Annotated in this window: 34 protein-coding genes; 6 read left to right on the forward strand and 28 right to left on the reverse strand. The window is 67.3% G+C overall.

The genetic code is table 11. The features are described 5' to 3' along the window. Window positions 1–71: 71 nt before the first annotated feature. Window positions 72–2,366, forward strand: a complete 2,295-nt coding sequence (bglX, locus tag AC4OR5_RS16305; RefSeq protein WP_058160685.1) for a beta-glucosidase BglX — start codon at window positions 72–74, stop codon at window positions 2,364–2,366. Window positions 2,367–2,468: 102 nt separating this feature from the next. Here the strand turns inward: bglX and pscL are convergent, their stop codons facing one another. The 28 genes from pscL to popN form a co-directional block, all read right to left on the reverse strand. After that, on the reverse strand, window positions 2,469–3,113 hold the full coding sequence (gene pscL, locus AC4OR5_RS16310) for a SctL family type III secretion system stator protein PscL (protein ID WP_003087735.1): 645 nt from the start codon (window positions 3,111–3,113) through the stop codon (window positions 2,469–2,471). Continuing rightward, window positions 3,092–3,712, reverse strand: a complete 621-nt coding sequence (gene pscK / locus AC4OR5_RS16315) for a SctK family type III secretion system sorting platform protein PscK (protein WP_023435719.1) — start codon at window positions 3,710–3,712, stop codon at window positions 3,092–3,094. Before pscK ends, pscL begins: the two co-directional genes overlap by 22 nt. Before the next feature lie 8 nt (window positions 3,713–3,720). Then, window positions 3,721–4,467, reverse strand: coding sequence for a SctJ family type III secretion inner membrane ring lipoprotein Psc (gene pscJ, locus AC4OR5_RS16320; RefSeq protein ID WP_003120329.1), 747 nt, complete (start codon window positions 4,465–4,467; stop codon window positions 3,721–3,723). Continuing rightward, the gene (gene pscI, locus AC4OR5_RS16325) at window positions 4,464–4,802 is read right to left on the reverse strand and encodes a SctI family type III secretion system inner rod subunit PscI (RefSeq protein ID WP_003120330.1); all 339 of its coding nucleotides are present in this window, start codon (window positions 4,800–4,802) and stop codon (window positions 4,464–4,466) included. Before pscI ends, pscJ begins: the two co-directional genes overlap by 4 nt. After that, on the reverse strand, window positions 4,802–5,233 hold the full coding sequence (gene pscH / locus AC4OR5_RS16330; protein ID WP_003100725.1) for a YopR family T3SS polymerization control protein PscH: 432 nt from the start codon (window positions 5,231–5,233) through the stop codon (window positions 4,802–4,804). The genes pscI and pscH overlap by 1 nt, the downstream gene beginning before the upstream one ends. Next, a complete protein-coding gene (pscG, locus tag AC4OR5_RS16335) occupies window positions 5,230–5,577 on the reverse strand; it encodes a YscG family type III secretion system chaperone PscG (protein ID WP_003109513.1) in 348 nt (115 codons plus the stop codon). The genes pscH and pscG overlap by 4 nt, the downstream gene beginning before the upstream one ends. 2 nt (window positions 5,578–5,579) lie before the next feature. After that, the gene (pscF, locus tag AC4OR5_RS16340) at window positions 5,580–5,837 is read right to left on the reverse strand and encodes a type III secretion system needle filament protein PscF (RefSeq protein WP_003087729.1); all 258 of its coding nucleotides are present in this window, start codon (window positions 5,835–5,837) and stop codon (window positions 5,580–5,582) included. Window positions 5,838–5,839: 2 nt separating this feature from the next. Further along, complete coding sequence (gene pscE, locus AC4OR5_RS16345) at window positions 5,840–6,043, reverse strand: YscE family type III secretion system co-chaperone PscE (protein WP_003100751.1); 204 nt, start codon at window positions 6,041–6,043, stop codon at window positions 5,840–5,842. Beyond that, window positions 6,006–7,304 carry a SctD family type III secretion system inner membrane ring subunit PscD gene (gene pscD, locus AC4OR5_RS16350; RefSeq protein ID WP_003132859.1) on the reverse strand — a complete coding sequence of 433 codons (1,299 nt, stop codon included), beginning with the start codon at window positions 7,302–7,304 and terminating at the stop codon, window positions 6,006–6,008. The genes pscE and pscD overlap by 38 nt, the downstream gene beginning before the upstream one ends. A 1-nt stretch (window position 7,305) precedes the next feature. Further along, window positions 7,306–9,108: a SctC family type III secretion system outer membrane ring subunit PscC gene (pscC, locus tag AC4OR5_RS16355; RefSeq protein ID WP_003109511.1), complete on the reverse strand. Its 1,803-nt coding sequence runs from the start codon at window positions 9,106–9,108 to the stop codon at window positions 7,306–7,308. Beyond that, window positions 9,108–9,530, reverse strand: a complete 423-nt coding sequence (gene pscB, locus AC4OR5_RS16360; protein ID WP_003109510.1) for a YscB family type III secretion system chaperone PscB — start codon at window positions 9,528–9,530, stop codon at window positions 9,108–9,110. Before pscB ends, pscC begins: the two co-directional genes overlap by 1 nt. Window positions 9,531–9,563: 33 nt before the next feature. Then, window positions 9,564–10,394, reverse strand: coding sequence for a T3SS regulon anti-activator ExsD (exsD, locus tag AC4OR5_RS16365; RefSeq protein WP_003109509.1), 831 nt, complete (start codon window positions 10,392–10,394; stop codon window positions 9,564–9,566). Between the two features lie 97 nt (window positions 10,395–10,491). Further along, the gene (gene exsA, locus AC4OR5_RS16370; RefSeq protein ID WP_031285634.1) at window positions 10,492–11,328 is read right to left on the reverse strand and encodes a T3SS regulon transcriptional activator ExsA; all 837 of its coding nucleotides are present in this window, start codon (window positions 11,326–11,328) and stop codon (window positions 10,492–10,494) included. A gap of 297 nt (window positions 11,329–11,625) precedes the next feature. Then, on the reverse strand, window positions 11,626–12,039 hold the full coding sequence (gene exsB, locus AC4OR5_RS16375) for a YscW family type III secretion system pilotin ExsB (RefSeq protein WP_058160687.1): 414 nt from the start codon (window positions 12,037–12,039) through the stop codon (window positions 11,626–11,628). 8 nt (window positions 12,040–12,047) lie between these two features. Continuing rightward, a complete protein-coding gene (exsE, locus tag AC4OR5_RS16380; RefSeq protein ID WP_003109506.1) occupies window positions 12,048–12,293 on the reverse strand; it encodes a T3SS regulon translocated regulator ExsE in 246 nt (81 codons plus the stop codon). A gap of 8 nt (window positions 12,294–12,301) precedes the next feature. Next, window positions 12,302–12,739, reverse strand: coding sequence for a type III secretion system regulatory chaperone ExsC (gene exsC, locus AC4OR5_RS16385; RefSeq protein ID WP_003100769.1), 438 nt, complete (start codon window positions 12,737–12,739; stop codon window positions 12,302–12,304). 126 nt (window positions 12,740–12,865) lie between these two features. Further along, the gene (gene popD / locus AC4OR5_RS16390; protein ID WP_023095814.1) at window positions 12,866–13,753 is read right to left on the reverse strand and encodes a type III secretion system translocon subunit PopD; all 888 of its coding nucleotides are present in this window, start codon (window positions 13,751–13,753) and stop codon (window positions 12,866–12,868) included. A gap of 11 nt (window positions 13,754–13,764) precedes the next feature. Beyond that, window positions 13,765–14,937 (reverse strand): type III secretion system translocon subunit PopB, encoded by a 1,173-nt coding sequence (popB, locus tag AC4OR5_RS16395; RefSeq protein ID WP_003087710.1) that lies wholly within the window; start codon window positions 14,935–14,937, stop codon window positions 13,765–13,767. After that, complete coding sequence (gene pcrH / locus AC4OR5_RS16400) at window positions 14,918–15,424, reverse strand: SycD/LcrH family type III secretion system chaperone PcrH (RefSeq protein ID WP_003087708.1); 507 nt, start codon at window positions 15,422–15,424, stop codon at window positions 14,918–14,920. The genes popB and pcrH overlap by 20 nt, the downstream gene beginning before the upstream one ends. An 8-nt stretch (window positions 15,425–15,432) precedes the next feature. After that, window positions 15,433–16,317, reverse strand: coding sequence for a type III secretion system needle tip protein PcrV (gene pcrV, locus AC4OR5_RS16405; RefSeq protein ID WP_034015647.1), 885 nt, complete (start codon window positions 16,315–16,317; stop codon window positions 15,433–15,435). A gap of 9 nt (window positions 16,318–16,326) precedes the next feature. Beyond that, window positions 16,327–16,623: an LcrG family type III secretion system chaperone PcrG gene (gene pcrG / locus AC4OR5_RS16410; protein ID WP_003100790.1), complete on the reverse strand. Its 297-nt coding sequence runs from the start codon at window positions 16,621–16,623 to the stop codon at window positions 16,327–16,329. Between the two features lie 27 nt (window positions 16,624–16,650). Further along, window positions 16,651–17,085, reverse strand: coding sequence for an LcrR family type III secretion system chaperone PcrR (gene pcrR, locus AC4OR5_RS16415; protein WP_058160689.1), 435 nt, complete (start codon window positions 17,083–17,085; stop codon window positions 16,651–16,653). Continuing rightward, the gene (gene pcrD / locus AC4OR5_RS16420) at window positions 17,082–19,202 is read right to left on the reverse strand and encodes a SctV family type III secretion system export apparatus subunit PcrD (RefSeq protein ID WP_058160691.1); all 2,121 of its coding nucleotides are present in this window, start codon (window positions 19,200–19,202) and stop codon (window positions 17,082–17,084) included. The genes pcrR and pcrD overlap by 4 nt, the downstream gene beginning before the upstream one ends. Further along, window positions 19,199–19,528 carry a type III secretion system chaperone PscY gene (gene pscY, locus AC4OR5_RS16425; protein ID WP_003122863.1) on the reverse strand — a complete coding sequence of 110 codons (330 nt, stop codon included), beginning with the start codon at window positions 19,526–19,528 and terminating at the stop codon, window positions 19,199–19,201. The genes pcrD and pscY overlap by 4 nt, the downstream gene beginning before the upstream one ends. Before the next feature lie 4 nt (window positions 19,529–19,532). Then, on the reverse strand, window positions 19,533–19,898 hold the full coding sequence (gene pscX, locus AC4OR5_RS16430; RefSeq protein ID WP_003140044.1) for a type III secretion system protein PscX: 366 nt from the start codon (window positions 19,896–19,898) through the stop codon (window positions 19,533–19,535). Continuing rightward, on the reverse strand, window positions 19,895–20,266 hold the full coding sequence (gene sycN / locus AC4OR5_RS16435) for a type III secretion chaperone SycN (RefSeq protein WP_003087694.1): 372 nt from the start codon (window positions 20,264–20,266) through the stop codon (window positions 19,895–19,897). The genes pscX and sycN overlap by 4 nt, the downstream gene beginning before the upstream one ends. Continuing rightward, the gene (pcr1, locus tag AC4OR5_RS16440; protein WP_003087693.1) at window positions 20,253–20,531 is read right to left on the reverse strand and encodes an Acr1 family type III secretion system gatekeeper subunit Pcr1; all 279 of its coding nucleotides are present in this window, start codon (window positions 20,529–20,531) and stop codon (window positions 20,253–20,255) included. The genes sycN and pcr1 overlap by 14 nt, the downstream gene beginning before the upstream one ends. After that, window positions 20,512–21,378 (reverse strand): SctW family type III secretion system gatekeeper subunit PopN, encoded by an 867-nt coding sequence (gene popN, locus AC4OR5_RS16445; RefSeq protein WP_003087692.1) that lies wholly within the window; start codon window positions 21,376–21,378, stop codon window positions 20,512–20,514. The genes pcr1 and popN overlap by 20 nt, the downstream gene beginning before the upstream one ends. 190 nt (window positions 21,379–21,568) lie before the next feature. Here popN and pscN point away from each other — a divergent pair, with 190 nt between their 5' ends. From pscN to pscR, 5 genes are read left to right on the forward strand one after another with little or no spacing between them, the layout of a single operon-like run. After that, window positions 21,569–22,891: a SctN family type III secretion system ATPase PscN gene (gene pscN / locus AC4OR5_RS16450; RefSeq protein WP_019371912.1), complete on the forward strand. Its 1,323-nt coding sequence runs from the start codon at window positions 21,569–21,571 to the stop codon at window positions 22,889–22,891. Next, window positions 22,888–23,364: a type III secretion system central stalk protein PscO gene (gene pscO / locus AC4OR5_RS16455; protein ID WP_003087688.1), complete on the forward strand. Its 477-nt coding sequence runs from the start codon at window positions 22,888–22,890 to the stop codon at window positions 23,362–23,364. The genes pscN and pscO overlap by 4 nt, the downstream gene beginning before the upstream one ends. After that, window positions 23,352–24,458 (forward strand): type III secretion system needle length determinant PscP, encoded by a 1,107-nt coding sequence (gene pscP, locus AC4OR5_RS16460; protein WP_073651162.1) that lies wholly within the window; start codon window positions 23,352–23,354, stop codon window positions 24,456–24,458. The genes pscO and pscP overlap by 13 nt, the downstream gene beginning before the upstream one ends. Next, window positions 24,455–25,384 (forward strand): SctQ family type III secretion system cytoplasmic ring protein PscQ, encoded by a 930-nt coding sequence (pscQ, locus tag AC4OR5_RS16465; RefSeq protein ID WP_058160693.1) that lies wholly within the window; start codon window positions 24,455–24,457, stop codon window positions 25,382–25,384. Before pscP ends, pscQ begins: the two co-directional genes overlap by 4 nt. After that, a complete protein-coding gene (gene pscR / locus AC4OR5_RS16470; RefSeq protein ID WP_003087674.1) occupies window positions 25,381–26,034 on the forward strand; it encodes a SctR family type III secretion system export apparatus subunit PscR in 654 nt (217 codons plus the stop codon). Before pscQ ends, pscR begins: the two co-directional genes overlap by 4 nt. Window position 26,035 lies beyond the last annotated feature (1 nt).

Below are 26,035 nucleotides of genomic sequence, written 5' to 3' on the forward strand. Positions count from 1 at the left end.
CCCGCCGGGCGGCATGCCGCGACATGTCACGCCGCCACGACGAGCGTCTATCCAATAACGAGAAAACATGCATGAACAGGCTGTGTGTACTGGGGCTTCTCATCGGGCTGAGCGGGAGCCCGGCACTGGCGGCTGGCCAGGGCGAATCCGGCAATCCACCGGCTACCGACAAGGAGCGTTTCATCGCCAGCCTGATGGCTCGCATGAGCAACGCGGAAAAGATCGGCCAGCTACGCCTGGTCAGCGTCGGCGCCGACCATCCCAAGGAAGCACTGATGGCGGACATCCGCGCCGGCAAGGTCGGCGCCATCTTCAATACCGTGACCCGCCCGGACATTCGCGCCATGCAGGACCAGGTCCGCCATAGCCGCCTGAAGATCCCGCTGTTCCATGCCTACGACGTGGCCCACGGCCACCGCACCATCTTTCCCATCAGCCTCGGCCTCGCCGCCAGCTGGGACCCCGAGGTGGTCGCCCGCAGCGCGCGGATCTCCGCCCTCGAAGCCAGCGCCGACGGGCTCGACATGAGCTTCTCGCCGATGGTCGACATCACCCGCGACGCGCGCTGGGGGCGGGTCTCGGAAGGCTTCGGCGAAGATACCTACCTGACCTCGCTGCTGTCCGGCGTGATGGTCCGTGCCTACCAGGGCTCCAACCTGGCCGCTCCGGACAGCATCATGGCGGCGGTCAAGCACTTCGCCCTGTACGGCGCGGCCGAAGGCGGCCGCGACTACAACACCGTGGACATGAGCCTGCCGCGCATGTTCCAGGACTACCTGCCGCCCTACAAGGCCGCGGTGGACGCCGGCGCCGGCGCGGTGATGGTCTCGCTGAACACCATCAACGGCGTGCCCGCCACCGCCAACCGCTGGCTGCTGACCGACCTGCTGCGCCAGCAGTGGGGCTTCAAGGGGCTGACCATCAGCGACCATGGCGCGGTGAAGGAACTGATCAAGCACGGCCTCGCCGGCAACGAGCGGGACGCCACGCGCCTGGCGATCCAGGCCGGTGTCGACATGAACATGAACGACGATCTCTACTCGACCTGGCTGCCGAAGCTGCTGGCGGTCGGCGAGATCGACCAGGCCGACATCGATCGCGCCTGCCGCGACGTGCTGGCGGCGAAGTACGACCTCGGCCTGTTCGCCGATCCCTACCGGCGCCTGGGCAAGCCGGACGACCCGCCGTTCGACACCAACGCCGAGAGCCGCCTGCACCGCCAGGCCGCCCGCGAGGTGGCTCGCGAAGGACTGGTCCTGCTGAAGAACCGCGACGGTCTGCTGCCGCTGAAGAAACAGGGGCGGATCGCCGTGATCGGCCCCCTGGCCAAGAGCCAGCGCGACGTCATCGGCAGTTGGTCGGCAGCCGGCGTGCCACGCCAGGCGGTAACCGTCTACCAGGGCCTGGCCAATGCCGTCGGCGAGCGTGCCACCCTGCTCTACGCCAAGGGTGCCAACGTCAGTGGCGACCAGGCGATCCTCGACTACCTGAACAGCTACAACCCGGAAGTCGAGGTCGATCCGCGCTCCGCCGAGGCGATGCTCGAGGAGGCCTTGCGCACCGCGCGCGACGCCGACCTGGTGGTCGCCGTGGTCGGCGAATCGCAGGGCATGGCCCACGAGGCCTCCAGTCGCACCGACCTGCGCATCCCGGCCAGCCAGCGGCGGCTGCTGAAGGCACTGAAGGCCACCGGCAAGCCGCTGGTGCTGGTGCTGATGAACGGCCGACCGCTGTCGCTGGGCTGGGAGCAGGAAAACGCCGACGCGATCCTGGAAACCTGGTTCAGTGGCACCGAAGGCGGCAACGCCATCGCCGACGTGCTGTTCGGCGAGCACAACCCCAGCGGCAAGCTGACCATGTCCTTCCCGCGCTCGGTGGGCCAGGTACCGGTCTACTACAACCACCTGAACACCGGCCGGCCGATGGACCACGACAACCCCGGCAAATACACCTCGCGCTATTTCGACGAAGCCAACGGCCCGCTCTACCCGTTCGGCTACGGCCTCAGCTACACCGAGTTCAGTCTCTCGCCCCTGCGCCTGTCCAGCGAACGGCTGGCCCGCGGCGCTACCCTGGAAGCGCGGGTCACGCTCAGCAACAGCGGCAAGCGCGCCGGCGCCACGGTGGTCCAGCTTTACCTGCAGGACCCGGTCGCCAGCCTCAGCCGTCCGGTGAAGGAACTGCGCGGGTTCCGCAAGGTGATGCTGGAGCCCGGCGAATCGCGGGAGATCGTCTTCCGCCTCGGCGAGGCAGACCTGAAGTTCTACGACAGCCAGCTCAGGCACACGGCCGAGCCGGGCGAGTTCAAGGTCTTCGTCGGCCTGGATTCGGCGCAAACCGAAAGCCGCAGCTTCACCCTGCTCTGAAGGCGCCGACCGCACCGCCAGCGTCGCCGCCGCGGGCGAACGGCAGCGCCTCAGCCCTCGGCCCGGAGCCAACGCCCGGGCCGGGGGCGGCACCTGGTTCCCTCAACCGGCGTCCCCTTCCTCCTCGCCGCTCCGCGCCACGCCCTCCGTCAATGCGGCCTGCAACGCCGCCAACTGGCTGTCGAGCGATGCGTCGATGATCCCGATCTCGGTTTCCAGGATGCAACCGCCCTGGTCCAGCCGCGCATCGCCGACCACTTCCAGGTAGCCCACCTCGGGGAAATCCTTGAGCACCCGGGCGACCTGCTCGCGCACCGCGACCAGCTGTTCCGGCTGGACGTGCAGGATCACCTGCTTCTGGTTGCTCACCAATGCCAGTGCCTCGCGCGTGGCCGCCAGGGTCAGCTCGACAGCGTCGTAGTGGCGCAACACCTTGCGCACCGCCTGCAGCACCACCTCGCCAAGCTGGCGATCGACCTGCCGGTAGTAGCGATTGCAGCGCAGTAGCGTTTCCTGGATCAGCCCGGCCTGGCGCAGACGCGCCTCCTCCAGTCCGGCCTCCCAGCCCAGGCGCTTCTGCTCCTGGTAAACCTCGTGGGCCTCGCGCTCGATTTCGGCGGCACGCTCGCGTGCCGCTTCCACCAGGCGGTTGGCGCTGAGGTAGTCCTGGTAGTCGCGGGCGCGCAACAGGGCCTGCCCGGGTGCCAGCCGCACGCGACTGGCGTCTAGTTCAACAAATGGAAGCATTCATCGCTCGCTTGTCGGGCGACCTTCAGGCACAGGGTCCGCGCCAGGGATCGCCGTTGTTCGTCGAAGGTCAAGTCCGCCGGGGCCGGCATGGCCTCCAGGCGCAGGCGCAGGCGCCGCGAGAAACCGCAGTCGGCATCGCTACAGGCGGCCAGCCAGAAAGCCAGGCCGCAGCGCCGGAAATAGCCGTCTTCCGGGTTTTCCGGCAAGGCCCGCTGCCAGCCGGGCGGCCAGCGACCGATGAGCAGGTCGAGCTGCTCCAGGCAGAAACGCTGGCCCTGTTCGCCGATCTGCGCGCGGATGCGCCGTACCCGCGCACCGTCCAGCACCTGCCGCAAGGCCTGGCCGTGCAGCAGCGCGCCGAGCCAGCCCAGGGTCCGTTCCAGCGCCGCCTGCGGGTAAAGGGCCAGCCCGCCCAGTTGCGCGGGCATGCGGAACGCGCAGTCCAGTTCCAGCTGCTCCAGCAGCCAGGCGTTGAGAACGCTCTGTCGCCGCCAGTCCGGCAGCGCCGGCAGCAACCGCAGCAATACCGCGGGCAGGTGCGACTCGTGGATGTAGCGGGCCGGGCAGAAGCGCAGCTGGTAGGCCGTCAATGGCATCGCGCCGCTCAGCCCCGTTGCCGGTGCCAGAAGAACTGCGCCAGGTTGCTCGCCAGCAGCAACGCCAGCAGCAGGCCGAACAGACCGAGCAGGCGTCCGCGCGAGTGCTCCGCCACCTGGATCGAGAAGACACTCTCGAAGCGTGGCGCCAGCGGGACCTGGCGGACCCCGGCCGACGGCACCAGCACCACGCTGATGCGGTCGTAGCTGAGGCCTTCGATGCCGTTGTTCACCAGTTGCTTGATCTGCGGCACGTAGGCATCCAGTTGCACGTCGGCGGCGTGCTTGATGAACACCGAGGCCGATGCCGGCGAGGACTTCCTGCCCAGTCCGTCGCGCTCCTCGGGCAGCACCACATGGACCCGCGCCACCAGCACGCCATCGATCTCGGAAAGGGTATGGGAAATCTCCTGGGCCTTGGCGTAGTTGAGCCGCGCGCGCTCTTCGATGGGCGAGGAAATCAGCCCGTCCTTGGGAAACACATCCTTCAGCGTGGAGAAGTTCTCCCGCGGATAGCCCTTGCGCTTGAGCACCTCCACCGCCTCGGCGATATCCGACTCCTCCACCAGCAGGCGCACGGTGCCATCCTTGTCCGCCTGCTTGTCCGCGGAAACGCCCTCCGAACGCAACAGCGCCAGCATCTCGTTGCCTTCCTTCTGGCTGATCCCGGTATAGAGTTCGACCTTGCACCCGCCCAACGCCAGGACCAGCGCCAGGAGCGCCATGCGCGACAGACCTTTCACCGTTCGCCTCATTGGGTCTTCATCAGGGTTTCGACGTTCTGGCTCATGCGCCCGACGGTCTTGGCGATCAGCTCTTCCTGCATGGTGATGCGCATCAGCGACCACTGCATCTGCATCAGGCTGTTGGGATCGTCGCCGGGCGTCGACAGCTCCACCTGCAACTCCTGCTTGGCCTGGCTGAAACGCTCCCTGATCTGCCCCAGTTCGCTGAGCAGGTCGCCGCCCAGGCTGCCGGCACCGCCCATCGCCCGTTCGAACTCGGCGACGTGGGCCGCGCCGGCCGGGCCGCCGGAGAGTTCTTCGAGACTGGTGATCTGCGCCTGGGCGCCCATCCGAGAGATATCCATCATGACTCCAGGTCGAGTTTGTGGCTGTTGCGCACGAGGTTGTCGAGCATGCCGTTGAGCGGGATCAGCACCTGCAATTCGCGACGCGCCAGTTGCGCCAGGTATTCGCCGCCCGGCGCATGCTCGACTGCACCGAGCAACTGGAGGAGAAAGGTTTGCTGCTGGCGCCCCAGCGGCAGTTCCGCGCGGAGCATCGCCTTCAGCTCCAGGCGGTCCGCCTCCAACCCTTGCAGCGGCTGGGCAAAGCGCTGCAGCAGGCGCTCGCCGAGAGCGCCGTTCTCCAACCCGGCCAGGCGGCGTCCGGCCGCCGGCGGCTCGCCGCCGAGGGCCTGCTCGAAAGCCAGCACCTGATCGACAGCCGGCAGGTTCGCCGCCTTTGGACTGGCCGACGGATAGACGGCGAATCCCGGCGGCGTGTCGATGCGGCTCATGTCCGCACCTGGGCGCGCATGCCGGCGGCGAAGTCGGCCAGGGCAGGATCGCTGCTGCCGCCCAGCCCGGCCAGCCTGCGGTCCAGCGCGGCGCCCAGCCCCAGGTGCCACTCGCACAAGGCGAACCAGGGCTCCAGCGCCGGCCAGGGATTGCCATGGGCGAAGACCAGGGCCTCCTGATAGCGCCCCTGGTTGGCCAGGCTGGAAATCCGGATCAGCCGTGCCGCTTCGTCCTGTCCGAGGCGCTCCAGCCACTCGGCGATGCACAGCGCCTCTTCGTGGCAGTGCTGCCCGCTGCCGGCCAGCGCCAGTTCCGCCAATTCGCGTATCAGTGAAGTGTCCATGTTCAGATCTTCTGCAGGATGCCTTGCATCAGGTCGCGCAGCGCCCGGGTCACCGTCGAGTTGATGTTGTAGATGACCGACCACTTGTTGATCTTGTGTTGCAGCTCGGCCAGCAGCGCCGGGTTGTCGGCATTGTCGGTCCCCTGCAAGGCCTTGATCGCGTCGTTGACGTCCTTGTTCGCTGCGTTGGCCTGCTCCTTCAGGGCATTGGCCACGGTATCGAGGGTATTCCCCGGGTTGGGGTTGAATATCTGCGCCATGCTTAGTCCTCTGTGAGCTGCGAAAGAATGCCGAGACCGCCTTCGAGGGCCCGGGCCTGCTGTTGCAGGAATTGAAAGCGCTCCGGGCCGGCGCCTCTGGCCAGTTCCCGGCGACACTCCGCCAGCGCCGCCTGCAGACGCTGCCGGAGCGCTGCGGCATGCGTGCCGTCAGCGACCGACAGTCGCGTTTCCAAGGCTGTCATCATGGAGCACCTCCCCTTTGAGATTGATGATGAAACGCTGCTTGCCGCGGGCCACCAGGATCGACTCCGGCTCGATGGCGAGGATTCGCACACCGCGGGATGTCGAGGCGCCCACCGGGTATTTCTGGCCGTCGCCGAGCACTACATAGGGCACCCGCCCCAGCGACACCGAGCGCACCGTGAACTCCAGTTCGTCGCCGCTGGCGCGCTTGCCGCGACTGAGCAGCTCCAGGCTCGGGCGGTTGCCGAACTCCTGCTGGAACTCGCGCTGCAGGCGGTAGAAGGCGCTGAGCTGGACCTCGTCGAGCGTACCGCTCAACTCGATGCGCTCGCCGCGCTCGCGGAAACTCAGTTGCCGGTCGAGGCCGGCGTCCGCCAGCAGGCGCTCGAGGCGGCGCAGGTGCGAGCCGGCCACCCGGACCTGGTTTTCCACCCCGAGCAGGCCCGGCACCTCGGACTCCAGCAATGCGTCGATCCGCGCCCAGCGTTCGTCCTGTTCCGCCAGTTCGCCGTTGAGCCGGACCCAGCCAGGCTTGTCCGCGTTGCTGCTGAGGATCTGCCGATAGCCGAATTTCTGCAGGATGAAATCCACGCCCTGGCGAATGTCTTCCATGCTCCGTGCTTCCAGTCGGTAGTCCACGCCGCTGCCATCGAGGTAGCGCTGCAGCGCCAGGCGCCGTGCGTTGTCCTCCAGGTAGCCGCCGAGCAGGAGACTGTCGCCCTGGCGCTGCACATCCACCTCGCTCATGCCCTGCTCGCGCAGGTAGGCGCGCACCCTCGCCAGGGGCTCCTCGCCGGCCATGCCGTGCTGGCGGGCCGACCAGGGTTCGACGAGCATGCCCAGCAGGCACAGGGCCAGCGCCAGGCTGATGCCGAGCAGCCAGGCCCCGCCGGCACGGGCGGACGGCTTGCGGCGCACTGGCGCGGTCTGCGCCTCGACTTCGGGGAAACGCTCGGGAAAACTCCGCTGCGGGTCGCAGAATGCCCAGCGCAGCGGGCCGCAGGTCTGCCCGGCAAGCGCCTGCAGGATCGCTCCGGCGACTTGCGCCTGGCCGTCCTGGCGAGGCTCGCAGCCCTCCGCCCACTCCAGCAGGCGCACGCCCTGGGCATCGACCTCGAGCACCAGGTGGACTGCCGCGATGCCCTCGTCGAGCAACACCAGGTCGGCCTGCAACGGATCGCTGCCAAGCGCCACCCGGCCCTCTCCGAGTGAGACTTCGGCGCCCTGGTTCAGCCCGCTGTAGAAGCGGATCTTCCAGGCCATGCTAATTCCCGCGCTCCGCGCCGACGCACCAGGCGCCGTCCTTGGGACAGGCGCCGTCGGTCACCCGCCAGCCCTCCTGCGCACCCATCCGGCAGGGCGTGAGGAACGATCCCTGGCCGGCCTGGCGCAAGCGCTCCTGTTCGGCCCTGGCCGGCGCCAGCGCCTGGCAGCGGGCGCTACCGAGCAGCTTGCGCAACGACAGGCTCTGGTTCGACAACTCGTCGATTTCAAGCAGGCCGCCGCGCAGGTCGCGACGGTTGTTCAGCGCCAGGTAATGGCCGACGCCATCGTCGATCAGCCGCGGCTCGATGAGGAACAGCCGCACCGAGCGGCGCACGGTGTCCGCGGTAGTGCGGAACAGCGCGCCGAGATAGGGAATGTCGCCGAGCCAGGGTACCTTGCGCTGGCTCTGGCTCAGTTCGTCGCGGTAGATGCCGCCGATCAGCAGGCTCTGGCCATGGCCCACGCGGGCGATGGTATCGATCACCGTGCGGTTGATCGTGGGGATCTTGTCCAGGCCGGCGCTGTTGGGTTTCTGGCTGCCGTCCTCGATGTGCAGGCTGAGGCTGATCTCCGGCGTATCGCCGAGAGTCACCACTCGCGGCGTCATTTTCAGCATGGTGCCGTAGGTGATCGCCTTCAGCTCGGCCACCCGCTCACCCGTGACCCGCACATAGTAGGTTTCGCTCTGGTCGAGCACCGCCTGGGTATTCTCCTGGGTCAGCAGGGTCGGCCGGGATCCGATCTGCGCCTGCCCCTGGCTCTGCAACAGGGTGACCTTGGCCAGCAGGAAATCCAGCCCGCGACTGTCCACCAGGCTGCCGACCGCCCCGTTACCGGCGCCGCCGCCCTCCTCGCTATCCTGGCCGGTGGTGCGGATCTGGATCGACTTGTTGTTGCCCAGGCGAATCCCGGCGCTCCAGTCGACGCCCAGCTGGGCGAGGTTCTCGGCATTGATGTCGATGATCGACAAGCCGACCTCGATCCGCGCCGAGGGCCGGTCGAGGGCTTCGATCAGGCGGCGATACATGGGCAACCGGTCCTTGTGGTCGCGCACCACCACCGCGTTCAGCGACGGTTCCGCCTGGACCACCGCATGGCTCGATTGCGGTCCCGGGCGCAGCTTGCCCGGCTCGTCGCCCACCGCAACCACGTTGGCATCGCTGAGCACCCGCGAGAGGATGCTGGCGATGCCCGGCGCCTCGATCTCGTCGTCGCGGTACTCGATCTTGCGGTCCTCGGCGACCGCATAGCGCAGCGGGAAGATCTCCACGCTGAGGTCGCCGGTCTTTTCGCTGCGCAGGGTGTATTGCTGCTCCAGCACCTGGGCGGTCTGCTCGACCAGTTCGAGATAGCGCCCCGGACCGGACACGTGCACCAGCCGCCCGGAAGGGTCGGCACGCCAGCCGAAGCGCGGTTCCCAGATGCCGGCGGCGGTCAGCGCGCGCTTCAGCTCGGCCTCGCCGACCTGCTCCAGCCTCACCAGCCGCGACTGCATCTCGGTGGTCTTGAATACGTACAGCACGGTGCCGTCGTAGTACCAGCCGAGGTTGTAGAGGGAGGCCATCAACTGCAGGAAGGCCTGCGGGCTTTCCAGGTCGAAGCGACCGCTGACCTGGTCGTTGACCTTGTCGCTGACGATCACCGAGGCATCGTAGTTGGCGCCGAAGTTGGCCAGCACGTCGCGCAGGCTTTCGCCCTGCGCCACATAGTCGTAAGGCAGGCTGGGCCAGTCCAGCGGCTGCGCGCGCAAGACCGCGCCAGGCAGCAGCGCCAGCAGTCCGCCGATCAGCAGGCGGCGCATCAGGGACGCCACACCGGAACCTGCGGCGGCAACCCGCGGGGCAGCGGCTCCAGCTCCGGCGCCAGCGCCTCGAGCAGCCCCACCTGGGCGGCCAGGGCCCGTTCGAGTCGCTCGGGATCGAGGCCGTCGAGGCCCAGCCGCGCCTGCAACAGCAGGCGCCCGTCCGCATCCAGGACGATGGCCTGGGGATAGCGCCGGCTCCAACTGGCGACCCGCGACAACAGAGCCCGCAGCAACCCCTGCTGGTCGCGCTGCGGGTCCAGGGGGGCGTGCTCCAGCGGGCTTTCCAGCAGCAGGTCGTCGCCCTGGCGCAGCAACAGGACGCTCTGTCCGTCGATGCGCAGGTGGTACGAACCCGTCCGATCGGCAACAAAGGGCCCTTGGCCCAGGCGAGTGGCCAATCCGCTCAACAGATGATCCATGATTCCTCGGTAGGGCCGGCTTTCGCCGGCCGCTCAGCTCTGCCAGTAGAAGTGATCCTGTGCCTGGCACAGGTTGCGTTCGTGCAGCCAGGCCTGGACGGCGTCCGCCGCGCCGACGTCGTCGTCCAGCCGGCAGAGAGGTTGCCAGAGGCATTCGAGGACCTCGGGGATCGGCTCGAAGCCGGCCAGCCCGCCGCTGGCGAGCAGCGTCGCCATGCCCCGCTGCCAGTTCGGCCAGGCGCTCTTCGCCAATGCCGAAGCCGTCTCCAGCTTGCCGGCCAGTTCGGCCACCTGTTCCTGGGTGCGCGCCTGGCACTTGGCGACCCTGGCCAGTTCCTCGCGGGCCTGCTCCGGCTCCAGCTCGGCCACGCGGGACCAGAATTCGGACTTGATTCGCAGTTGCCGGGACTGGGTCTCCAGCTCCACCAGCGACAGGCGCCAGCCGGGGATCGCCTGGTCGAGCAGGCTTTCCCACCAGCCATAGACCGGCAGCAGGACCCAATCGATCATCGACTGCGGCACGGCGAGGTTGACCCGATCGCCCAGTTCGGCGCACCAGCCATCGTCGTCCTGCGCCGCGCAGAGGAGAATCTGCCGCACCTCTTCGCGCCCCAGTGCCAGGCCGCGCGCCAGGCGCTGCTGCAACCATTCGCAGCGGAACAGTTGCTCCAGCCGCAGGCGCGGCAGCATCCGCTGCAGCAACGCCAGTTGCCGCGCACTGATGATTCCGGACTCACGATACAAACTGCTCGATGCGTAACCCGGCACCCGACCCCGCGAGCGGGCGTCCGAGCCCACCACGGATACCCGCCTGCCGGCGAACACCGCTTCTCGGGAGTACTGCTTATCGTCTTCCTGCTCCATTCTCTGCCTTGGCTTCCTCACTACATTGCGCGCTCGTCAGAGCCTGCAATTTGGGCCGATTCTACTCATGCAGCCGCTACCGGGCTTTCAAAAAACGTCAGTTATTTTTAGCCCGGCATTCGTCCTTCCCCTGCCGCGAGCGGCTCGGTGTGCAGCCGAAACGGCGGCGATAGCTCTGGGTGAAATAGGACTGACTGGAAAAGCCCGCCTCCATGGCGATGTCGACGATGCTCATGTCGCTGTTGAGCAGCAACTGATGGGCATAGAGGATTCTCCGCTCGCTGATCCAGGCGCGCGGCGAAACCCCGTAGACACTGCCGAACAGCTCCTTGAAGGTGGTCAGCCCCATGCCGAACTCGCGGGAGAAGTCGGACAGCTTCCACTCGTTGAGGTAGTGCTTCTCCATGAATAGCTGCAGACGCTCGACATGCCGGTTGCTCAGTTGCCGCAGGACCGACATCAGCAGCGGTCCCTGCGGACTGAACGCGAAGAGCATCAGCAACTCCTCGATCTTCAGGCAGGCGAGCATCGGCGGATGCTCATGCACAAGCAATTCCTTCAGCCCCTTGACGCAACCGGCCAGCAGGGGCGTGGCAGCGAACGCGATGATGCCCGGCACGGGCTCCTCGCAACGCTCGACTTCGCTCAACAGCGCGCCGAAGCGCTGGACGAAGCCTTGTAGAAACTGGGCAGATAATGGAATCCAGAGTATTCGGCTGTCCTTTCCCTTGGTACTTACCACATAGCTTCCACGGCGAACGAAAAGCAACTCGCCAGGCGCCAGGCAAAAAGTGGAATCGATGTCCTGGACGGTCAGTTCGCCCTCGAGCAGAACATATACGCCCTCTTCCTTGTTTACCCTGTATTCGAAAGTTGGAATGTTCCAATGACAAGACGTTATCTGCTTTCGGCCAAGAGATTTGGCTCCTTGCATATTATAAGAACCCCAACACTTCCCGTCGTACCTTGAATGCCCCGCCGAGCGGAGAGGCATGAATACGCTCCGTTTTATTGATTTTCAAAGCCATGAGCACGGAGTCGATTTTATAATAATCAGGATTATCCGACGTGCGCTGATTCGCAGAGCGAATCAGCTTCCGTCAATTAATCCAGCATCCTTTCGAAGCGGAACAAAAGTACCAGTTTTATTATTCGAGGCCTTCCCTGACAACGAACGAGACTTGTACTTCTTTAATCTCCACCTGCACTTTCCGAAACAACAGGCAATGTATCAATCGTTGCCAGATCTTTCTTCCGGGCGAGCGGCCGTACAATTCGGAAAACAGTCGCGCCGAACCAGCCGGACCCGCTCATCGACGCCCGCCGCCACCCGCTGCCAGGCGCTCGCCTGGACCGCCGCGACGCCCACCCAGGAAAGCTCGGTGCGCAGGTACAACGCCTCGCCCTCCAACCTGTCGACCTCCAGATCGAAGGCATAGCGCAACGGCAACCCGGACACCCGGTAGCGCCGCTCGGCAATCGTTTGCATCCTTCCCTGAACGACGACATACAGGCGCAGCCTGAGTTGCGCCTGGCGCGCCTGCAGGGAAACGCCGCCCACCGAACCACCCATCGTCACCTTCGGCGACATCGGCGCGGGCTGGCTGACGCAACCGCCGAGCAGCAACGCCAGCGGCAACAGCATCCAGCACCTCACCTGCGCCGGACCGTGCGCGCCTCCAGCGGCGTGCCGTCGCCGTCGGCGAGGCGCTGCAAGGCCTGCTCGCTGCGCGGATCGCCAGCCACGTTGCGCGCCAGCCAGCGCGCCAGCCCGGCCACGCTGGAACGGTCGTCGCCGCGAACGGCCGCGCGGGTCACCGAACGCCCCTCGAAATGCCCCACCGCCTCGGCTCCTGCGTCTTGGGACGGCTGCACCGGCGGAATCGATTCGATTTTCATGGGACCGATCAAACCCTCATGCCGACCGCAGCGACCGCCTCGCGATCGCTGTCGCACGGCAGCAGGCGTTGCCAGAACTCGGCGTGGTCGAGCAGGTTGGCCAGGGTCGCCTCGAAGCATTCGAGGGTCAGTTGCGCCGCGAGAATCTGCGCATACAACTGGACCTTGCCGGTCAACTCGTCGAAGCCGAAATGCAGGTCGAAACGGTGCCAATGGCGGTTGAAGCTGGCGAGCTGGCGAAAGATCCCCTCGCCCAGCACATCGATGCCCGCCACGTCGGCCTCCAGCAACAGACGCTCGCGCTCGGCGAGCAGCAACAGGGTGACGCCCACCTGTTCGTCGAACAGCAGGCTCGCCATGCCCTCTTCGTCGAGGGACAGGGAAGGCAAACCGATACGGCCTGCGAACTCGGCAAGCAGTCGGTTGACCTTGCTCGTTAAATCCATGGGGGCGCCTCCTAAAGCTCAGCGCATGCTAGCACCGGGCTATGCATCGCTTTTGTCACTGAGAGACTTTTCTTTTAAGAAAAAAGCCACATCGCTGTGGCCTTTTTCCTCCCGCGCGGAGACGGCTCAGACCACTCCGGCCGCCGCACGCCAGGCCTGGTTATGGCTCTGGGTATACTGCTGGATGAGCTGCAGGACGTCCTTCATGAAGCCGGCATCGAAGCTCATCTGGTCCTCGACCTTCTGCTTCTGGCTCTGCCCGATGGTGGCGTTGACCTCCTCTTCCCGGGCGCTCGCCTGCGACTCGCCCTGGCGCACCTGGACCGAGGCGTTGGCCATCTGGACGAAGGACTGGATCACCGTGTTGGCCACCTGCAGGGCGCCGTTGCGGCTCTCGAAGGCACGGCCCGCCGCGCGCAACGCCACACTGTCCTGCGCCTGGTCCGCCGCCCAGACCTTGCCGACGATCTTGCGATCCTCGTCGGAGGTCTTGCCAAGCGCCTGCATCTTCGCGTCGATCAGTTCGTTGCGCCCATCGATGTTCTTCTGCAGGGTCTTCTCCTGGCTGATGGCCTTGCCGTTCTTCAACGCGCCGAGACTGCCGACCACCGCCGAGGCCAACGCGCCAACGCCGGCGATCACCGCCATGGCGATCATCAGCGTGGCGCCGCTGCGCATCTCGTCCACCTGCGCCTTCTGCGCGTGGATGATCGCCTGGTTCTCGTTGTCGCGCTGGAGCACGCCCAGCTCGCGCGCCTTCTGCGCGATGCGGAAGAGAATCAGCAGAAGCTCGACGCTGCTGTCCAGCTCGCTGCCGGCCGCTTCCATGCGCACCGGGTCGAGCGCCTGGCGCGGAGCGTTCAGTTCGACCCGGTCAGCCCGCGTGGCCGGCGCCTGCGCCAGCTCCGCAGCCGCTTGCGGCGTGCCGACGGAACGCCCGGCGGCGCCGGGAGCGATCGGCTCGGAGGGGATCGCGGCCTGGGTAGCCGCCAGGGAATATTGCGTATCGATCATGTGACGCCTCCTCAGATCGCTGCCGGTCGGCTGGACAGGTTGTGCAGGGTTTCACCCTTGGCCTGGAGCATGGCGAAGATCCGCTCCATGATTTCCTGGAATGCTTCCAGCATGCGGCTCAGCTCTTCCTTCAGGCGCTCGATCACGCCCTGCAGGGTGGTCAGGTCGGCACGCGATTCCTGCACGTCGGCCTGGCGGTTCGCGGCCTTCGCCTGGAATCCCGAATGAGTGGCCTGGGCCGCGCCGTTGGCGACGTCCAGGGTCAGGTCGGAAACCTGCACGCCGAGTTTCAGCGAGTGCGACAGCGATTGGCCGGCCAAGCTGCCGAACTTGCCGCCCAGGTCGGCGACCTTGCTCGCCAGGCTGGCGGTCATCTCGGCCGCCTTGCCGCCGATCTTCGCGCCCAGCTTGGCCAGCCCGCCGACCGCTGAGCCGCCGAAGCTGACCACCGCCGCCAGCAGCGCGACGGCGATCTCGATACCCATCAGTGCCGGGCCGAGCTTTTCCATCACTTCCTTGCTGATCAATCCGTCCGCGGCTGCCTGCTGTACCGACTGGGAGACCACTCCCATGACACCGCCCGCGATCATCAGTGCACCCGCGGCCGCGCCGACGCCGGTTGCCACCATGATTGCGCCGACGATGATCGAAGCTATTGCACTGATCCAACCAAAGATTTTGGCTGCCAGACCGGACTTCTGGGCTTCTTTCGCGGCTTCTTCCGATTCCCTGATCTTCTGCTGGTTGTCTTCCATCTTCTGCAGGTTCTGCTTTCGCGCCTGCTCGATTTCGGTCAGCTTGAGTTTCTTCTGCTGGTTCTCGACTTCGCCGGTGATTTTCGCCAGCTCGATCTCGAACGCCTGCGGCGACATCAGGCCGGCGGACAACAGCGTCGAAGCGCCGGCCAGCACAACCTGCCGCGCCAGTCCGGCATCCTCGCCCACTGCTTGCACCAGGCTGGCGATCTCCGCACGGTTGGCGACCTCCAGGCGCTGCTGGCTGGCTGCGGACGGCGGCGTCAGCGCCACCCCCGTACCGCTCGCGGAAGCCGCGGCCGGCGCCGCCAGGCGCTCCACCCGCAGACTCTCGACATCCCTCGCGACCGGCCTGCCGAGCGCCGGGATATCCCCGGCGTCGGCCACCCCGTAGGGCAGTCCGGCGCGTTCAAGCGTTATCGGATTCATATGTTCGATCCTTTCTCGCGGTTACGGCTTCCAACATGGCGCCGGCACGCGCGGCCAGGGCCTCGTGCGCCGGCTGTGCCGCGGCCAGGGCCCGGGCCGAGTAGAAGCCACTCTCGGCTCCGTCGAGATCACCCAGTTGCAGGTGGCACTCGGCGGCATGGAAGGGAAAGCGCGGCTCGTTGATGTCCATCAGCGCGCCGTAGCTGTAGCTCTGCAGGGCCTGTTCATAGAGACCGAGGGACTGGCGGCAGGCGCCCAGGCCGAGAAAGTAGCGGGCGTCGTAGTGGTCGAGCATGCACAGTGCCTGGAAGATCTTCTGCGCGTCGTCCCACTTGCCCGCCTGGTACTGGTTGAAGCCCAGCGCATAGAGCTGCTCCAGGGTGTCCTCGCTGAGTCCGCGAAGCATCGCCAGGGTGCCGCCGTCGCGCAGGAAGGCCTCCAGCGCCTGTTGCTGGTCGGTGTCGGAAGGGGTCGCTTGCTGGTTCATGGATACCTCTAGATCGCGCTGAGAATGTCGCGCAGGACGCTGTCGTATTTCTGGATGAAGCGGTTGAGCGCCTCGACCGCCGAGTTGTAGCGGGAGCTGGTGTCGTTGAGCAGGGTGGTCTTCTCGTTGACCTTGTCGTTCAGCGGACGCGAGCGGTCGCTCACCGTGGTGGCGAAATTGCCGACCGGGTTGTTGTCCTTCTCGAAGGGGTACTCATCCCTGAGGCCCTTGAGTTCCCCGCTCTGCTTCGGCGAGCCGCTGAGAAAATCCTTGATCGACAGCTTGCCGCTGAAGGTATCCAGATTGCTCAGCAGCGCATACTCGGGGCTGTCCTTCCACCTGGGATCGCCGACGGCATAGCCATAGAGCGTGGGGTCGACCAGATCGATACCGCCAGCGTCGATCCTGATGCCCTGCTTGGCCGACAGCGCGGCGTTGATCTGCGACTGGATCACGCTGTAGACCTTCAACTCCGCGGTCAGCGCCTTGAGCTCGTCGAGCAGCGCCTTGCGCTTGCCGTCCTGGGTCTGCAGGACATCCTTGTAGACACCGATGACATCCTCGTCGAGACGGCCGTGCAGGCTGAAATAGGCCGACACCAGGAACTCGCGCAGATCCCACTGCGCACCGGGCTGCCGACGTGCCTGCAGGACTTCGCGGAGTACCTCGAGGCCCTGCCCCGGAGGCGCGGACGGATTGGCCGCGAGCAACCAGGCGAGCGCCTTGAGCACTTGCGCCTCGCTCAGCGGCTGGCCGGCGTGGGCCAGCACGATCCGCTCGCTGCGCAACAAGGCCAGCAGTTCCTCCTGCTCGGCACTGGCAGGCGCCGCCGGCGCGGCCAGGAGTTCGTCCAGGAACAGCTCGCGACTGGCATTAAAGTTTCTGACTTCCATCGTGATTCCTCAGATCAACAAGCCACGCATCGGCGTCGGACGCCGCGGCCGGGTACCCTGCTCGCCCTGCGTCGGCTGGGAACTGCGCATGCGCCGCAGTTCGGCCAGCAGCTCCTCTTCGGCGGCTCGCGCCAGCTCTCGCTCCGGCGCCTGGAACAGCAGCTCGCCGGCGTCCGCGGCAAGCCCCAGGCCTTGCCACATTTCCGCCAGCAGGCGGCCGCGTTCCTCACTGTCGCGAATCGCCAGTTCGGCGGCCTGGACGGTCGCCCGCAGGGTGTCTTCGGTGTATTCGTTCATGTCGCCCATGGTAGGGATCGACGTCGCCGGAGCCTGTCAGGCACGGTCGGGTTTTTGTCGTTTTCGCAGGCTTCGCTGCGTCACCACCCGCCCGGCCTCCAGCTCGAACCAGCCGTCGGCGGGCTCGGCGGCGCCGGTCCAGCGGCGATAGAAGCGCGCCATGCGCTCGCCAGGCAGCGGGCTGCCGGCCAGCGCCAGGACCTTGCCGTAGAGACGCTGGCGCGGCCCCAGCGTATCGAGCGTGGCCTCCGCCAGCAGGTACAGCGCGGCGAATGGATTGGCCAATCCGCTGCGCGCCTGCCGCCGACGCAACATCACGATCCAGACCCGCTCGCCGTCGCAGCGCCAGGCCAGTTCGCAGCCATGGGTCAGGACCTGCCAGCCGAGCGCGATCGAGGTGTCGCGCAGGCAGTGCGGACGCACCACCAGGCCGCGGGCGAGAAACCAGGGAATCAGCGGATCGGCGCTCACAACACGATCCTGCCAAGCGGCTGGATGTTGATCTGCTGGGTCAGCTCCTGGTAGGACAGCACCGGCAGCCCGGCATAGTCGCTCTCCACCAGCTTGCGCACGTAGCGGCGGATATCCATGGAAACGATCAGCACCGGCCGGTTCTGCATCTGCGCGAGATCGCCGACGGTCTGCCGCACGCGCTCGAGGAAGGCCTGGGTTATCGCCGGGTCGAGGGCCAGGTAGCTGCCGGCGCTGGTCTGGCGGATGCCGCCGCGGATCTGCTCCTCCACCGCCTGGTCCAGCAGATAGGCGGGAAGGATGTTGTTGCCGCTGGAGTACTTGTAGCAGATGTAGCGCTTGAGGCTGCTGCGGATGTACTCGGTGAGCTGCACCACGTCCTTCTCCTTCTGCCCCCACTCCACCATCGCCTCGAGGATCGCCCGCATGTTGCGGATCGAGATGTCCTCGCCGACCAGGCGCTGGAGAATCTCGGTCATCCGCTGCAGGGGAACGATCCGCTGCGCCTCCTTCACCAGCTCGCCGTAACCCTGCTCCATCTGCTCCAGCAGGTAGCGCGTCTCCTGGATGCCGATGAAATCCTCGGCGTACTCCCGCAGCACATGGGACAGGTGCCAGGTGAGCACCTGCTCCAGGCCCAGGCAGGCACAGCCGGAACGCTCCAGGCGATCCTGGTGCGCCTGCTCCACCCAGCTCGCTTCCTCTCCCGGCACCTGCAGCTCCGCCGGCTCGTGGGGGACCGCGAGCAGCTCCAGCTGCCCGGCGCGTTCGCGCACCAGCAACCAGCCCGGCCGCAGGCACCCGCGCGCGACCGGGACCTCCTGTAGCTGCACCAGGTATTCGCCATCGCCCATCGCTTCGTTGAAGCGCAAGTGGATACCCGGGAACGGCACGCCGAAATCCAGGTACAGCGCGCGTCGTACCCGCACCAGCTCCTCGTTCAGCGACATCGCCTCGAGACGTTCCTGGAGGCTGGCATCGACGTCGATCAGCAACGGCACGGTGAGGGCGAATTCTTCCTGCTCGGCGAGACGCCCGGCCTTCGGCTTGCCGCCGCCAGCCTTGCCGCGCGCCTTGGCCGATGGCGCTCCGGCGCCCTGCGCGAGCAGCGCCGGCAGGTCGCGGGAACCGGCGCTGGCCTGGACCCGCTGGCGCCAGAGCATGAAGTAGCCGCCGCCGCCGACCAGCAGCGCGAGAGCCAGGAAGGTCAGGGTCGGGAAACCGGGAATCAGGCCGAACAGTACCAGCAACAGGCCGCCGATCAGCAGCGCCTTGGGCTGCGCCACCACCTGTTCGCCGATGTCGCTGCCGAGGTCCGCCGACTCGTCGGAAGACACCCGGGTGACGATGATCCCGGCGGTGATGGCGATCAGCAACGCCGGCACCTGCGAGACCATGCCATCGCCGACGGTCAGCACCGCGTACAGTTGCAGCGCGTCGGCGGTGCTCAGGCCCTTCTGCGTGACGCCGATGGCGATGCCGCCGAGGATGTTGACGACGATGATGATCAGCCCGGCGATGGCGTCGCCCTTGACGAACTTCATCGCGCCGTCCATGGAGCCGAACATCTGGCTTTCCTTTTCGATCACCGCGCGCCGCGCCCGCGCCTCGTTGACATCGATCACGCCGGCACGCATGTCGCCGTCGATGCTCATCTGCTTGCCCGGCATGGCATCCAGGGAAAAGCGCGCGCTGACCTCGGCGACCCGCTCGGCACCCTTGGTGATCACCAGGAACTGCACGATGGTGATGATCAGGAAGATGATGATGCCCACCACCAGGTTGCCGCCGACCACGAAGCTGCCGAAGGTGTTGACGATCTGCCCCGCGTCGGCCTGCAGCAGGATCATCCGCGTGGTGCTCACCGACAGCGCCAGGCGGAACAGCGTGGTGATCAGCAGCACCGCCGGGAACACCGAGAACTGCAACGGCGAGCCGATGTACACCGACATCATCAGCAGGACCACGGAGATGGTGATGTTGACGGCGATGAGGATGTCCAGCAGCAGCGGTGGCAACGGCAGCACCATCATGAACACCACCGCCAGCAGCAACACCACCAGCAGGATGTCCTTGCGCTCGCCGACCCGGCCGAGAAGCCCGCTCAGGTCGTTCATTCCCGCGCCTCCAGCTCCAGCGCCCGGGCGTGCGCGGCACGCGCCGCGTCGAGACGCCCGGCGAGCTGTTCGGCACGGCTCAGGCAACGCCACAGACCGGGCTCCTCCTCGCCCTCCTCCTGCAACTGCCGGCACAGGCGCACGGCGGGCTCGCCGAGGCCTTGCTGGAGCAACGCCAGGAGCAAGGCGCGGCGCCCGTCGCGGCGCTCCGGCGCAACGCTCAGCAAAGCCTCCAGCAACACCTGGGCGCGTCGCGGTTGGCCGCATTGCAGGTGCAACCAGCCCAGCATCAGCAACAGGCGCTGTTGCGTCGGTTTCAACGTCATCGATTCATACCTTGTGCAACAGGTTCAGGGCCATTTGCAGCAGTCGCTCGTCTTCGTCGCGCTCGCCGAGCAGGCAGGCCGCGGCCTGCAGGGCGGGCTGGCCGGGCAGCGTGAGGGCCAGGCGGAGATCGCGCAGCGCCTGGCGGAAGTCGCCGGGGCGCAGCAGGCCGTGGAACTCCAGCTGGGGCCGGGCGTAGTCGAACAGGCGCTGTTGCGCCTGCTGCGCGGGATACAGGCTGGCGACGTGGGTCTCCACCGGCCGGCCGTCGGGCGCCAGCAGATGGCGCTCCGGCAGGGGCGGCGCGAACGGCTCGGCATGCGCCAGGTCGAGCCGTTCGATGCCGATGTGCCAGGCACCGACCCGGCTCATGCGGCGAGCACTTCGCTGCGCGCCGAGCGCAGCGCCTGCAAGGCCTGGTGCAGCGTCGGGATGCCGACCTGCCGGGCTTCCAGGGTGATGCACAGCAGCAGGCGCGATTCGCCGCTCCAGGCGCAACGCAGCGGCAGGCTCCCGGCCGCGCGCGCATGGCACAGGCGCAACGCCCGCAGGGTGCCGCGATAGGCCTGGTGCCAGGCCAGGTCACAGGCCAGCCAGAGCGACAACTGTTCGCCATGGCGTTCCAGCTGCAAGGTGCCGCTGTCCTCGAAATCCAGTTGCACCACGCGCGCCAGCGGCGCCGGTACGCTCACCCGCAGGTCCTGGCAGAACTGCGCGACGGCCAGCTCAACCCAGTCCATGCTGCTGCTCCTCTTCGCGCTCGATCGCCAGGTCGAGTGCCATCTGGCAGGCATTCAAAAGATTCTGGCGCTGCTCGTCGTCGCCGAACACTTCGACCGGCAACAGGCGGTAGAGACGCTTCAGTTCGCGGAAGAAATGGATCTGCCGGGCGACGTCGGCCAGCGGCAACGGCTCGAGCAACGCCTGCACCTCGGCGACGCCGACCCAGCGCTTCTCGAGCAAGGCGATGACTGCGCCGGTCAATTCAGAAGGCCCGTATGCCATGGCCCCGCTCCCCTGTCACCAGCACCTGCCAGAGCGCCCCCACCTGCTCCGCCAGGCCGCCGAGCACGCGCAGCTTGTGCATGTCGCTCATGACCCGCTCCAGCTTCACCGGATCGAGCCGGCTCGACTGACTGTCCAGGTCGGCGCTCAGGGCTTTCTGCAGGAAGGCCACGACCCGCTCCAGCGGCGTCGCGGCGAAGCGCGCCTGGATGTCCTGCCAGGCCGCCGACAGGCCCCGGTAGTCGAGTACCGCGTCACGGTAGGTATCGCGCAGCGCCTGGATATCGCCGACACCGGCGGCGGAAGCCTCGGCGGCCAGCGGCTCGATGCGCAGGCCGAGTTCGATCTCCAGGCCCTGCTCGTCGGCCATCCGCAGCAACGCCTGGTCGACCAGCGCCAGCATCGCCCGCGCCTCCGGCCGCCCGGCCAGGACGTCGCGCGCCCGCGACAGCGCCAGGAAGCGCTGGCTGATCTCGCTGGAGAAGCCCTCCAGGTAAGCACTGAGCTGCGCCAGGCTGCTCAGTTGGCCGCTGCCCAGGTGGGCGATCAGCGCCTCGAGCTTCTGCTGGCTTTCCAGGTCCGGAATGCGCTTCCAGTACTCCTGCAGCATGGCCTGGACTTCGCTCAGGCGCGCATGGGCGTCGCTCAGGCGGCGCTTGGCCAGGGATTTCTCGGCGCGCTCGGAAAAGGCGAAGGTCAGCTCTTCCGCGGCATCGGCCAGCGACTGCGAAACGGAAACGTAGTGGACGCGCTCGCCCTGAAAGCTGCCGCCAGCCTGCTGCGCGGGGGCGTTGGCCGCTTCCCGCGGCGCGAGGGGCGCGGCGGAGGAACTCTGGAGGATGTCCATCGTGGCTGTGGTTCCTGGTCTGCAAAGGCGGCGCAGTATAGGAACCGGCCCGGTGCCGCCGATGCCAATATCGGCCGGTTTTTTTTAGCCGCGGCGGCAACCGATTTCTAAAAACTCCCGGCTGGCACTGAAATTCGTCGCGCGAGGCTTTCTCTATAGTGCGCGCCGACTCCAGCCGAACCGATCCGCCATGCCCGCGCCTCTCTCTCCTCTCATCGTCCGGATGCGCCACGCCATCGAAGGCTGCCGGCCGATCCAGATCCGCGGGCGGGTCACCCAGGTCACCGGAACCCTGCTCAAGGCCGTGGTGCCCGGCGTGCGCATCGGCGAACTCTGCCAGTTGCGCAATCCCGACCAGAGCCTGGCGCTGCTCGCCGAGGTCATCGGCTTCCAGCAGCACCAGGCGCTGCTCACCCCGCTCGGCGAGATGCTCGGGGTTTCCTCCAACACCGAGGTCAGCCCTACCGGCGGCATGCATCGCGTGGCGGTTGGCGAGCACCTGCTCGGGCAGGTGCTCGACGGCCTCGGCCGCCCCTTCGACGGCAGCCCGCCGGCCGAGCCGGCGGCCTGGTATCCGGTCTACCGGGATGCCCCGCCGCCGATGAGCCGGCGCCTGATAGAGCGGCCGCTATCGCTGGGTGTGCGCGCCATCGACGGCCTGCTGACCTGCGGCGAAGGCCAGCGCATGGGCATTTTCGCTGCCGCCGGCGGCGGCAAGAGCACCCTGCTGGCCAGCCTGGTGCGCAATGCCGAGGTGGATGTGACGGTACTCGCCCTGGTCGGCGAGCGCGGTCGCGAAGTCCGCGAGTTCATCGAAAGCGACCTCGGCGAACAGGGGCTGCGCCGCTCGGTGCTGGTGGTCGCCACTTCCGACCGACCGGCGATGGAGCGCGCCAAGGCCGGTTTCGTCGCCACCAGCATCGCCGAGTATTTCCGCGACCAGGGACGCCGCGTCCTGCTGCTGATGGACTCGCTGACCCGCTTCGCCAGGGCCCAGCGCGAAATCGGCCTGGCGGCCGGTGAACCGCCCACCCGCCGCGGCTATCCGCCATCGGTGTTCGCCGCGCTGCCACGCTTGATGGAGCGTGCCGGGCAATCCGAGCGGGGCTCGATCACCGCGCTCTACACCGTGCTGGTGGAAGGCGACGACATGAGCGAGCCGGTGGCCGACGAGACCCGCTCGATTCTCGACGGGCACATCGTGCTGTCGCGCAAGCTGGCCGCCGCCAACCACTATCCGGCCATCGACGTGCTGCACTCGGTGAGCCGGGTCATGAACCAGATCGTCGACGACGATCAGCGCCATGCGGCCGGACGCTTGCGCGAATGGCTGGCGAAGTACGAGGAAGTCGAGTTGCTGCTGAAGATCGGCGAATACCAGAAAGGCCAGGACAGCGAAGCCGACCAGGCCATCGAGAAGATCGGGGCGATCCGCCAGTGGCTGCGCCAGGGTACCCACGAAACCAGCGATTACGCACAGGCCTGCGCGCAGTTGCGGAGCCTCTGCGCATGAGCCTGGCGCTGCTGTTGCGCGTCCGACGCCTGCGCCTGGACCGGGCCGAGCGCGCCCAGGGCCGCCAATTGCTACGGGTTCGCGCCGCGGCGCAGGAACACACCGAGCGCCAGGCGGCACAACGGGACTACCGCGACTGGCGACTGGCCGAAGAGCAACGGCTGTTTCTCGCCTGCCAGGCGGCCATGCTCGACCGCCGGCGCCTGGAAGCCTGGCAGCAGCAGGTAGGGCTGCTGCGGGAAAAGGAAGCCGGCCTGGAACAGGACTGCGCCGAGGCCGCGCAGCGCCTCGAAGGGGAGCGCGAGCGCCTGCGGCAGTGCCGGCGAGAACTGCTGGAACGCCAGCGGCAACTGGAGAAGTTCGCCGAACTGGAGCGCCACGTCGACGCCGAGCGCCAGGGGCTGCGCGAACGCAGCGAGGAAGGCGAACTGGAAGAATTCACCCGCCACGAGACCTGGCCATGCTCAAGCTGAACGCCGTGGATACGGCTCCGCTCGTGTCGTCCGACACCCCTGCCCCCCTTCCGCCGCTGCGCGCGCAGCAGATCGCCTTCGAACAGGCCCTGCCCGCGCACCGACCGCCGGCGCCCAGGCCACCGTTCGACAAGGGCGACGAAACGACAGAGGCCGAAGAGCCCGCCGCGACAGCCGACGCGCCGACCTCGACGCCTCTCGCCGACCAGCCCGCGGCGCCTGCCGCCGACCGGCCGCCGACCACTCGGCAAGCCCCCGTGCCAGTTGCCGCGGACGCAACGCCAACGCCAACGCCAACGCCAACGCCAACGCCAACGCCAACGCCAACGCCAACAGTGTCGCCGTCCGGATCGGTAGCACGGCAAGCGCCGGCGGTCTCCGCGCGCGTCGCGGCGTCCACGCAAGCCCGGGAGCCGGCCAGCGTTTCGGCGCCTCCGGTCGACGAACCGCCGCTGGTGCCGGTGTCCTCCCACCCGCAAATCGCAGGTCGGACGCATGAGCGGCCGCAGCCCGGCCCCGGCTTCCCGGCGAAAGCCGCAGCCGAGGTCGCGCCCACGGCGCAGGCCAGTGCCCAGGCTTCGCCGCCCGCGCCGACAGCGGGCGGCGAAGGCCGCGGAGAGGAGCGTCGGCAACCCGGAGAAACCGATCCATCCGCACTGCCCCCCGACGACCAAGCGCCTGTGCCACTGCCTGCCATGCAAACCCCCGGCGACCGCCTGCTGGCACGCCTGCTGGCATCGAGCGGGAGCCGGCCACTGCCGCTGGCCGATCTCGCGCGCCTGCTCGATGCCGTGCAGGGGCGCATCCAGGTCGCCAGCGCAGCCGAAAGCCATGCGGCGCGCCTGCAGGTGCAACTGCCCCAGCTCGGCGCCGTGGAGGTGCAGGTCCTGCATGGCCATGGCCAGTTGCAGATCGAGATCAGTGCCAGCCCCGGCAGCCTGGCGCTGCTCCAGCAAGCCCGTGGCGAGTTGCTCGAACGCCTGCAACGGCTGCATCCGGAACAACCGGTGCAACTCACCTTCAATCAGCAGCAGGACAGCGGCCAGCGCTCGCGGCAACGTCGCTACCTGCATGAAGAGTGGCAAGCCGAATGAACGGTACGGACCTCGACCTGCCGCTCGCCAGCCGCGCCGAACTGGATCTCCAGCGACGTCTCGCACGTTGCCGTCGCCACTATGTCGGCAACGCTTTGCAAGCGCGCCTGGACATCGCCCAGGCCGCCCCCGACGTCGATCTCGAACTGAGCCTGGCGTGGGACGGCCTGCCCCTGCGCTTTCTCTGCCAGGCTCCGGCGCTGGCCCGCTGGCTCGCGCCGAACCTGCAGGAGGCAGCCTTCGCCAGCCTGCCGGCGGCCCTGCAACTGGCCTTGCTGGAGCGCGAAGGCAACGTCTTTCCCGGCCTGGTCTGGTACGGCCTGAGCCCGGCGCAACCACGCGCTGCGATGGGCCTGCGCCTGAGCCTGGAACGCGACGACCAGCGCCTGGCGCTCTGGCTCGACGGCGATCCCGCGACGCTGCTGGCACGCCTGCCGCCGCGCCCCTCGACGCAACGCCTGGCCATACCGCTGCGCCTGTCGCTGCAATGGCCCGGCCTGCCGCTGGACGCCGGCGAGCTGCGCACCCTGGAGCCCGGCGACCTGTTGCTGCTGCCTGCCGGCCATCGCCCCGACGCAGCGCTGCTGGGGGTTCTCGAAGGACGCCCCTGGGCGCGCTGCCAACTCCACTCCACGCAACTGGAACTGCTCGACATGCACGACATCCCCTCCCTCGCCGACAGCGAGGACCTGCACGAACTCGACCAACTGCCGATCCCGGTCAGCTTCGAGGTCGGCCGCCGCACCCTGGACCTGCATACCCTCTCCACCCTGCAGCCAGGCTCGCTGCTCGATCTCGACTGTGCCCTGGACGGCGAAGTGCGCATCCTCGCCAACCAGCGCTGCCTCGGTATCGGCGAACTGGTCAGGCTCCAGGACCGGCTCGGGGTGCGCGTAACCCGCCTGTTCGGACACGACGAAGCATGATCCAGTTGCCCGACGAGCTCGGCCTGATCCTCGGCCTGGCCCTGCTCGCGCTGGTCCCGTTCATCGCGGTGATGGCGACCTCCTTCATCAAGATGACCGTGGTCTTCTCGCTGCTGCGCAACGCTCTGGGCGTCCAGCAGATTCCGCCGAACATGGCGATGTACGGGCTGGCGATCATCCTCAGCCTGTACGTGATGGCACCGGTCGGCTTCGCCACCCGCGACTACCTGCGCAACCACGACGTCAGCCTGAGCGACTCGGCATCGGTGGAACGCTTTCTCGACGAGGGCATGGCGCCCTACCGGAACTTCCTCAAGCGGCAGATCCAGGAGCGCGAACACACCTTCTTCATGGAAAGCACCCGCCAGGTCTGGCCCAGCGAATACGCCGAGCGGCTCGACCCGGACAGCCTGCTGATCCTGCTGCCGGCCTTCACCGTCAGCGAACTGACCCGTGCGTTCGAGATCGGCTTCCTGATCTACCTGCCCTTCATCGCCATCGACCTGATCATCTCCAACATCCTCCTGGCGATGGGCATGATGATGGTGTCGCCGATGACCATTTCCCTGCCGTTCAAGCTGCTCCTGTTCGTCCTCCTCGACGGCTGGGCGCGGCTGACCCACGGCCTGGTCATCAGCTACGGAGGCTGAC

This window comes from Pseudomonas sp. YA1, assembly GCF_058680555.1.

Coding starts and splice junctions, on each gene's coding strand:
- exsB (WP_058160687.1), bottom strand. CDS start 12,039: ATGCTGTTGCCGCTGGCGTTGCTGCTCGGCGGTTGCGTCAGCCAGCCC.
- popN (WP_003087692.1), bottom strand. CDS start 21,378: ATGGACATCCTCCAGAGTTCCTCCGCCGCGCCCCTCGCGCCGCGGGAA.
- pscD (WP_003132859.1), bottom strand. CDS start 7,304: ATGGCCTGGAAGATCCGCTTCTACAGCGGGCTGAACCAGGGCGCCGAA.
- pcrD (WP_058160691.1), bottom strand. CDS start 19,202: ATGAACGACCTGAGCGGGCTTCTCGGCCGGGTCGGCGAGCGCAAGGAC.
- pscX (WP_003140044.1), bottom strand. CDS start 19,898: ATGAGCCGGGTCGGTGCCTGGCACATCGGCATCGAACGGCTCGACCTG.
- pscP (WP_073651162.1), top strand. CDS start 23,352: ATGCTCAAGCTGAACGCCGTGGATACGGCTCCGCTCGTGTCGTCCGAC.
- bglX (WP_058160685.1), top strand. CDS start 72: ATGAACAGGCTGTGTGTACTGGGGCTTCTCATCGGGCTGAGCGGGAGC.
- pscY (WP_003122863.1), bottom strand. CDS start 19,528: ATGACGTTGAAACCGACGCAACAGCGCCTGTTGCTGATGCTGGGCTGG.
- exsD (WP_003109509.1), bottom strand. CDS start 10,394: ATGGAGCAGGAAGACGATAAGCAGTACTCCCGAGAAGCGGTGTTCGCC.
- pscR (WP_003087674.1), top strand. CDS start 25,381: ATGATCCAGTTGCCCGACGAGCTCGGCCTGATCCTCGGCCTGGCCCTG.
- pscJ (WP_003120329.1), bottom strand. CDS start 4,467: ATGAGGCGAACGGTGAAAGGTCTGTCGCGCATGGCGCTCCTGGCGCTG.
- pcrH (WP_003087708.1), bottom strand. CDS start 15,424: ATGAACCAGCAAGCGACCCCTTCCGACACCGACCAGCAACAGGCGCTG.
- pscQ (WP_058160693.1), top strand. CDS start 24,455: ATGAACGGTACGGACCTCGACCTGCCGCTCGCCAGCCGCGCCGAACTG.
- pscH (WP_003100725.1), bottom strand. CDS start 5,233: ATGAGCCGCATCGACACGCCGCCGGGATTCGCCGTCTATCCGTCGGCC.
- pscL (WP_003087735.1), bottom strand. CDS start 3,113: ATGCTTCCATTTGTTGAACTAGACGCCAGTCGCGTGCGGCTGGCACCC.
- popD (WP_023095814.1), bottom strand. CDS start 13,753: ATGATCGATACGCAATATTCCCTGGCGGCTACCCAGGCCGCGATCCCC.
- pscO (WP_003087688.1), top strand. CDS start 22,888: ATGAGCCTGGCGCTGCTGTTGCGCGTCCGACGCCTGCGCCTGGACCGG.
- pscE (WP_003100751.1), bottom strand. CDS start 6,043: ATGATGACAGCCTTGGAAACGCGACTGTCGGTCGCTGACGGCACGCAT.
- exsC (WP_003100769.1), bottom strand. CDS start 12,739: ATGGATTTAACGAGCAAGGTCAACCGACTGCTTGCCGAGTTCGCAGGC.
- exsA (WP_031285634.1), bottom strand. CDS start 11,328: ATGCAAGGAGCCAAATCTCTTGGCCGAAAGCAGATAACGTCTTGTCAT.
- popB (WP_003087710.1), bottom strand. CDS start 14,937: ATGAATCCGATAACGCTTGAACGCGCCGGACTGCCCTACGGGGTGGCC.
- pscC (WP_003109511.1), bottom strand. CDS start 9,108: ATGCGCCGCCTGCTGATCGGCGGACTGCTGGCGCTGCTGCCTGGCGCG.
- sycN (WP_003087694.1), bottom strand. CDS start 20,266: ATGGACTGGGTTGAGCTGGCCGTCGCGCAGTTCTGCCAGGACCTGCGG.
- pscF (WP_003087729.1), bottom strand. CDS start 5,837: ATGGCGCAGATATTCAACCCCAACCCGGGGAATACCCTCGATACCGTG.
- pscI (WP_003120330.1), bottom strand. CDS start 4,802: ATGGATATCTCTCGGATGGGCGCCCAGGCGCAGATCACCAGTCTCGAA.
- exsE (WP_003109506.1), bottom strand. CDS start 12,293: ATGAAAATCGAATCGATTCCGCCGGTGCAGCCGTCCCAAGACGCAGGA.
- pscB (WP_003109510.1), bottom strand. CDS start 9,530: ATGGATCATCTGTTGAGCGGATTGGCCACTCGCCTGGGCCAAGGGCCC.
- pcrG (WP_003100790.1), bottom strand. CDS start 16,623: ATGGGCGACATGAACGAATACACCGAAGACACCCTGCGGGCGACCGTC.
- pcrV (WP_034015647.1), bottom strand. CDS start 16,317: ATGGAAGTCAGAAACTTTAATGCCAGTCGCGAGCTGTTCCTGGACGAA.
- pscK (WP_023435719.1), bottom strand. CDS start 3,712: ATGCCATTGACGGCCTACCAGCTGCGCTTCTGCCCGGCCCGCTACATC.
- pscN (WP_019371912.1), top strand. CDS start 21,569: ATGCCCGCGCCTCTCTCTCCTCTCATCGTCCGGATGCGCCACGCCATC.
- pscG (WP_003109513.1), bottom strand. CDS start 5,577: ATGGACACTTCACTGATACGCGAATTGGCGGAACTGGCGCTGGCCGGC.
- pcr1 (WP_003087693.1), bottom strand. CDS start 20,531: ATGGCATACGGGCCTTCTGAATTGACCGGCGCAGTCATCGCCTTGCTC.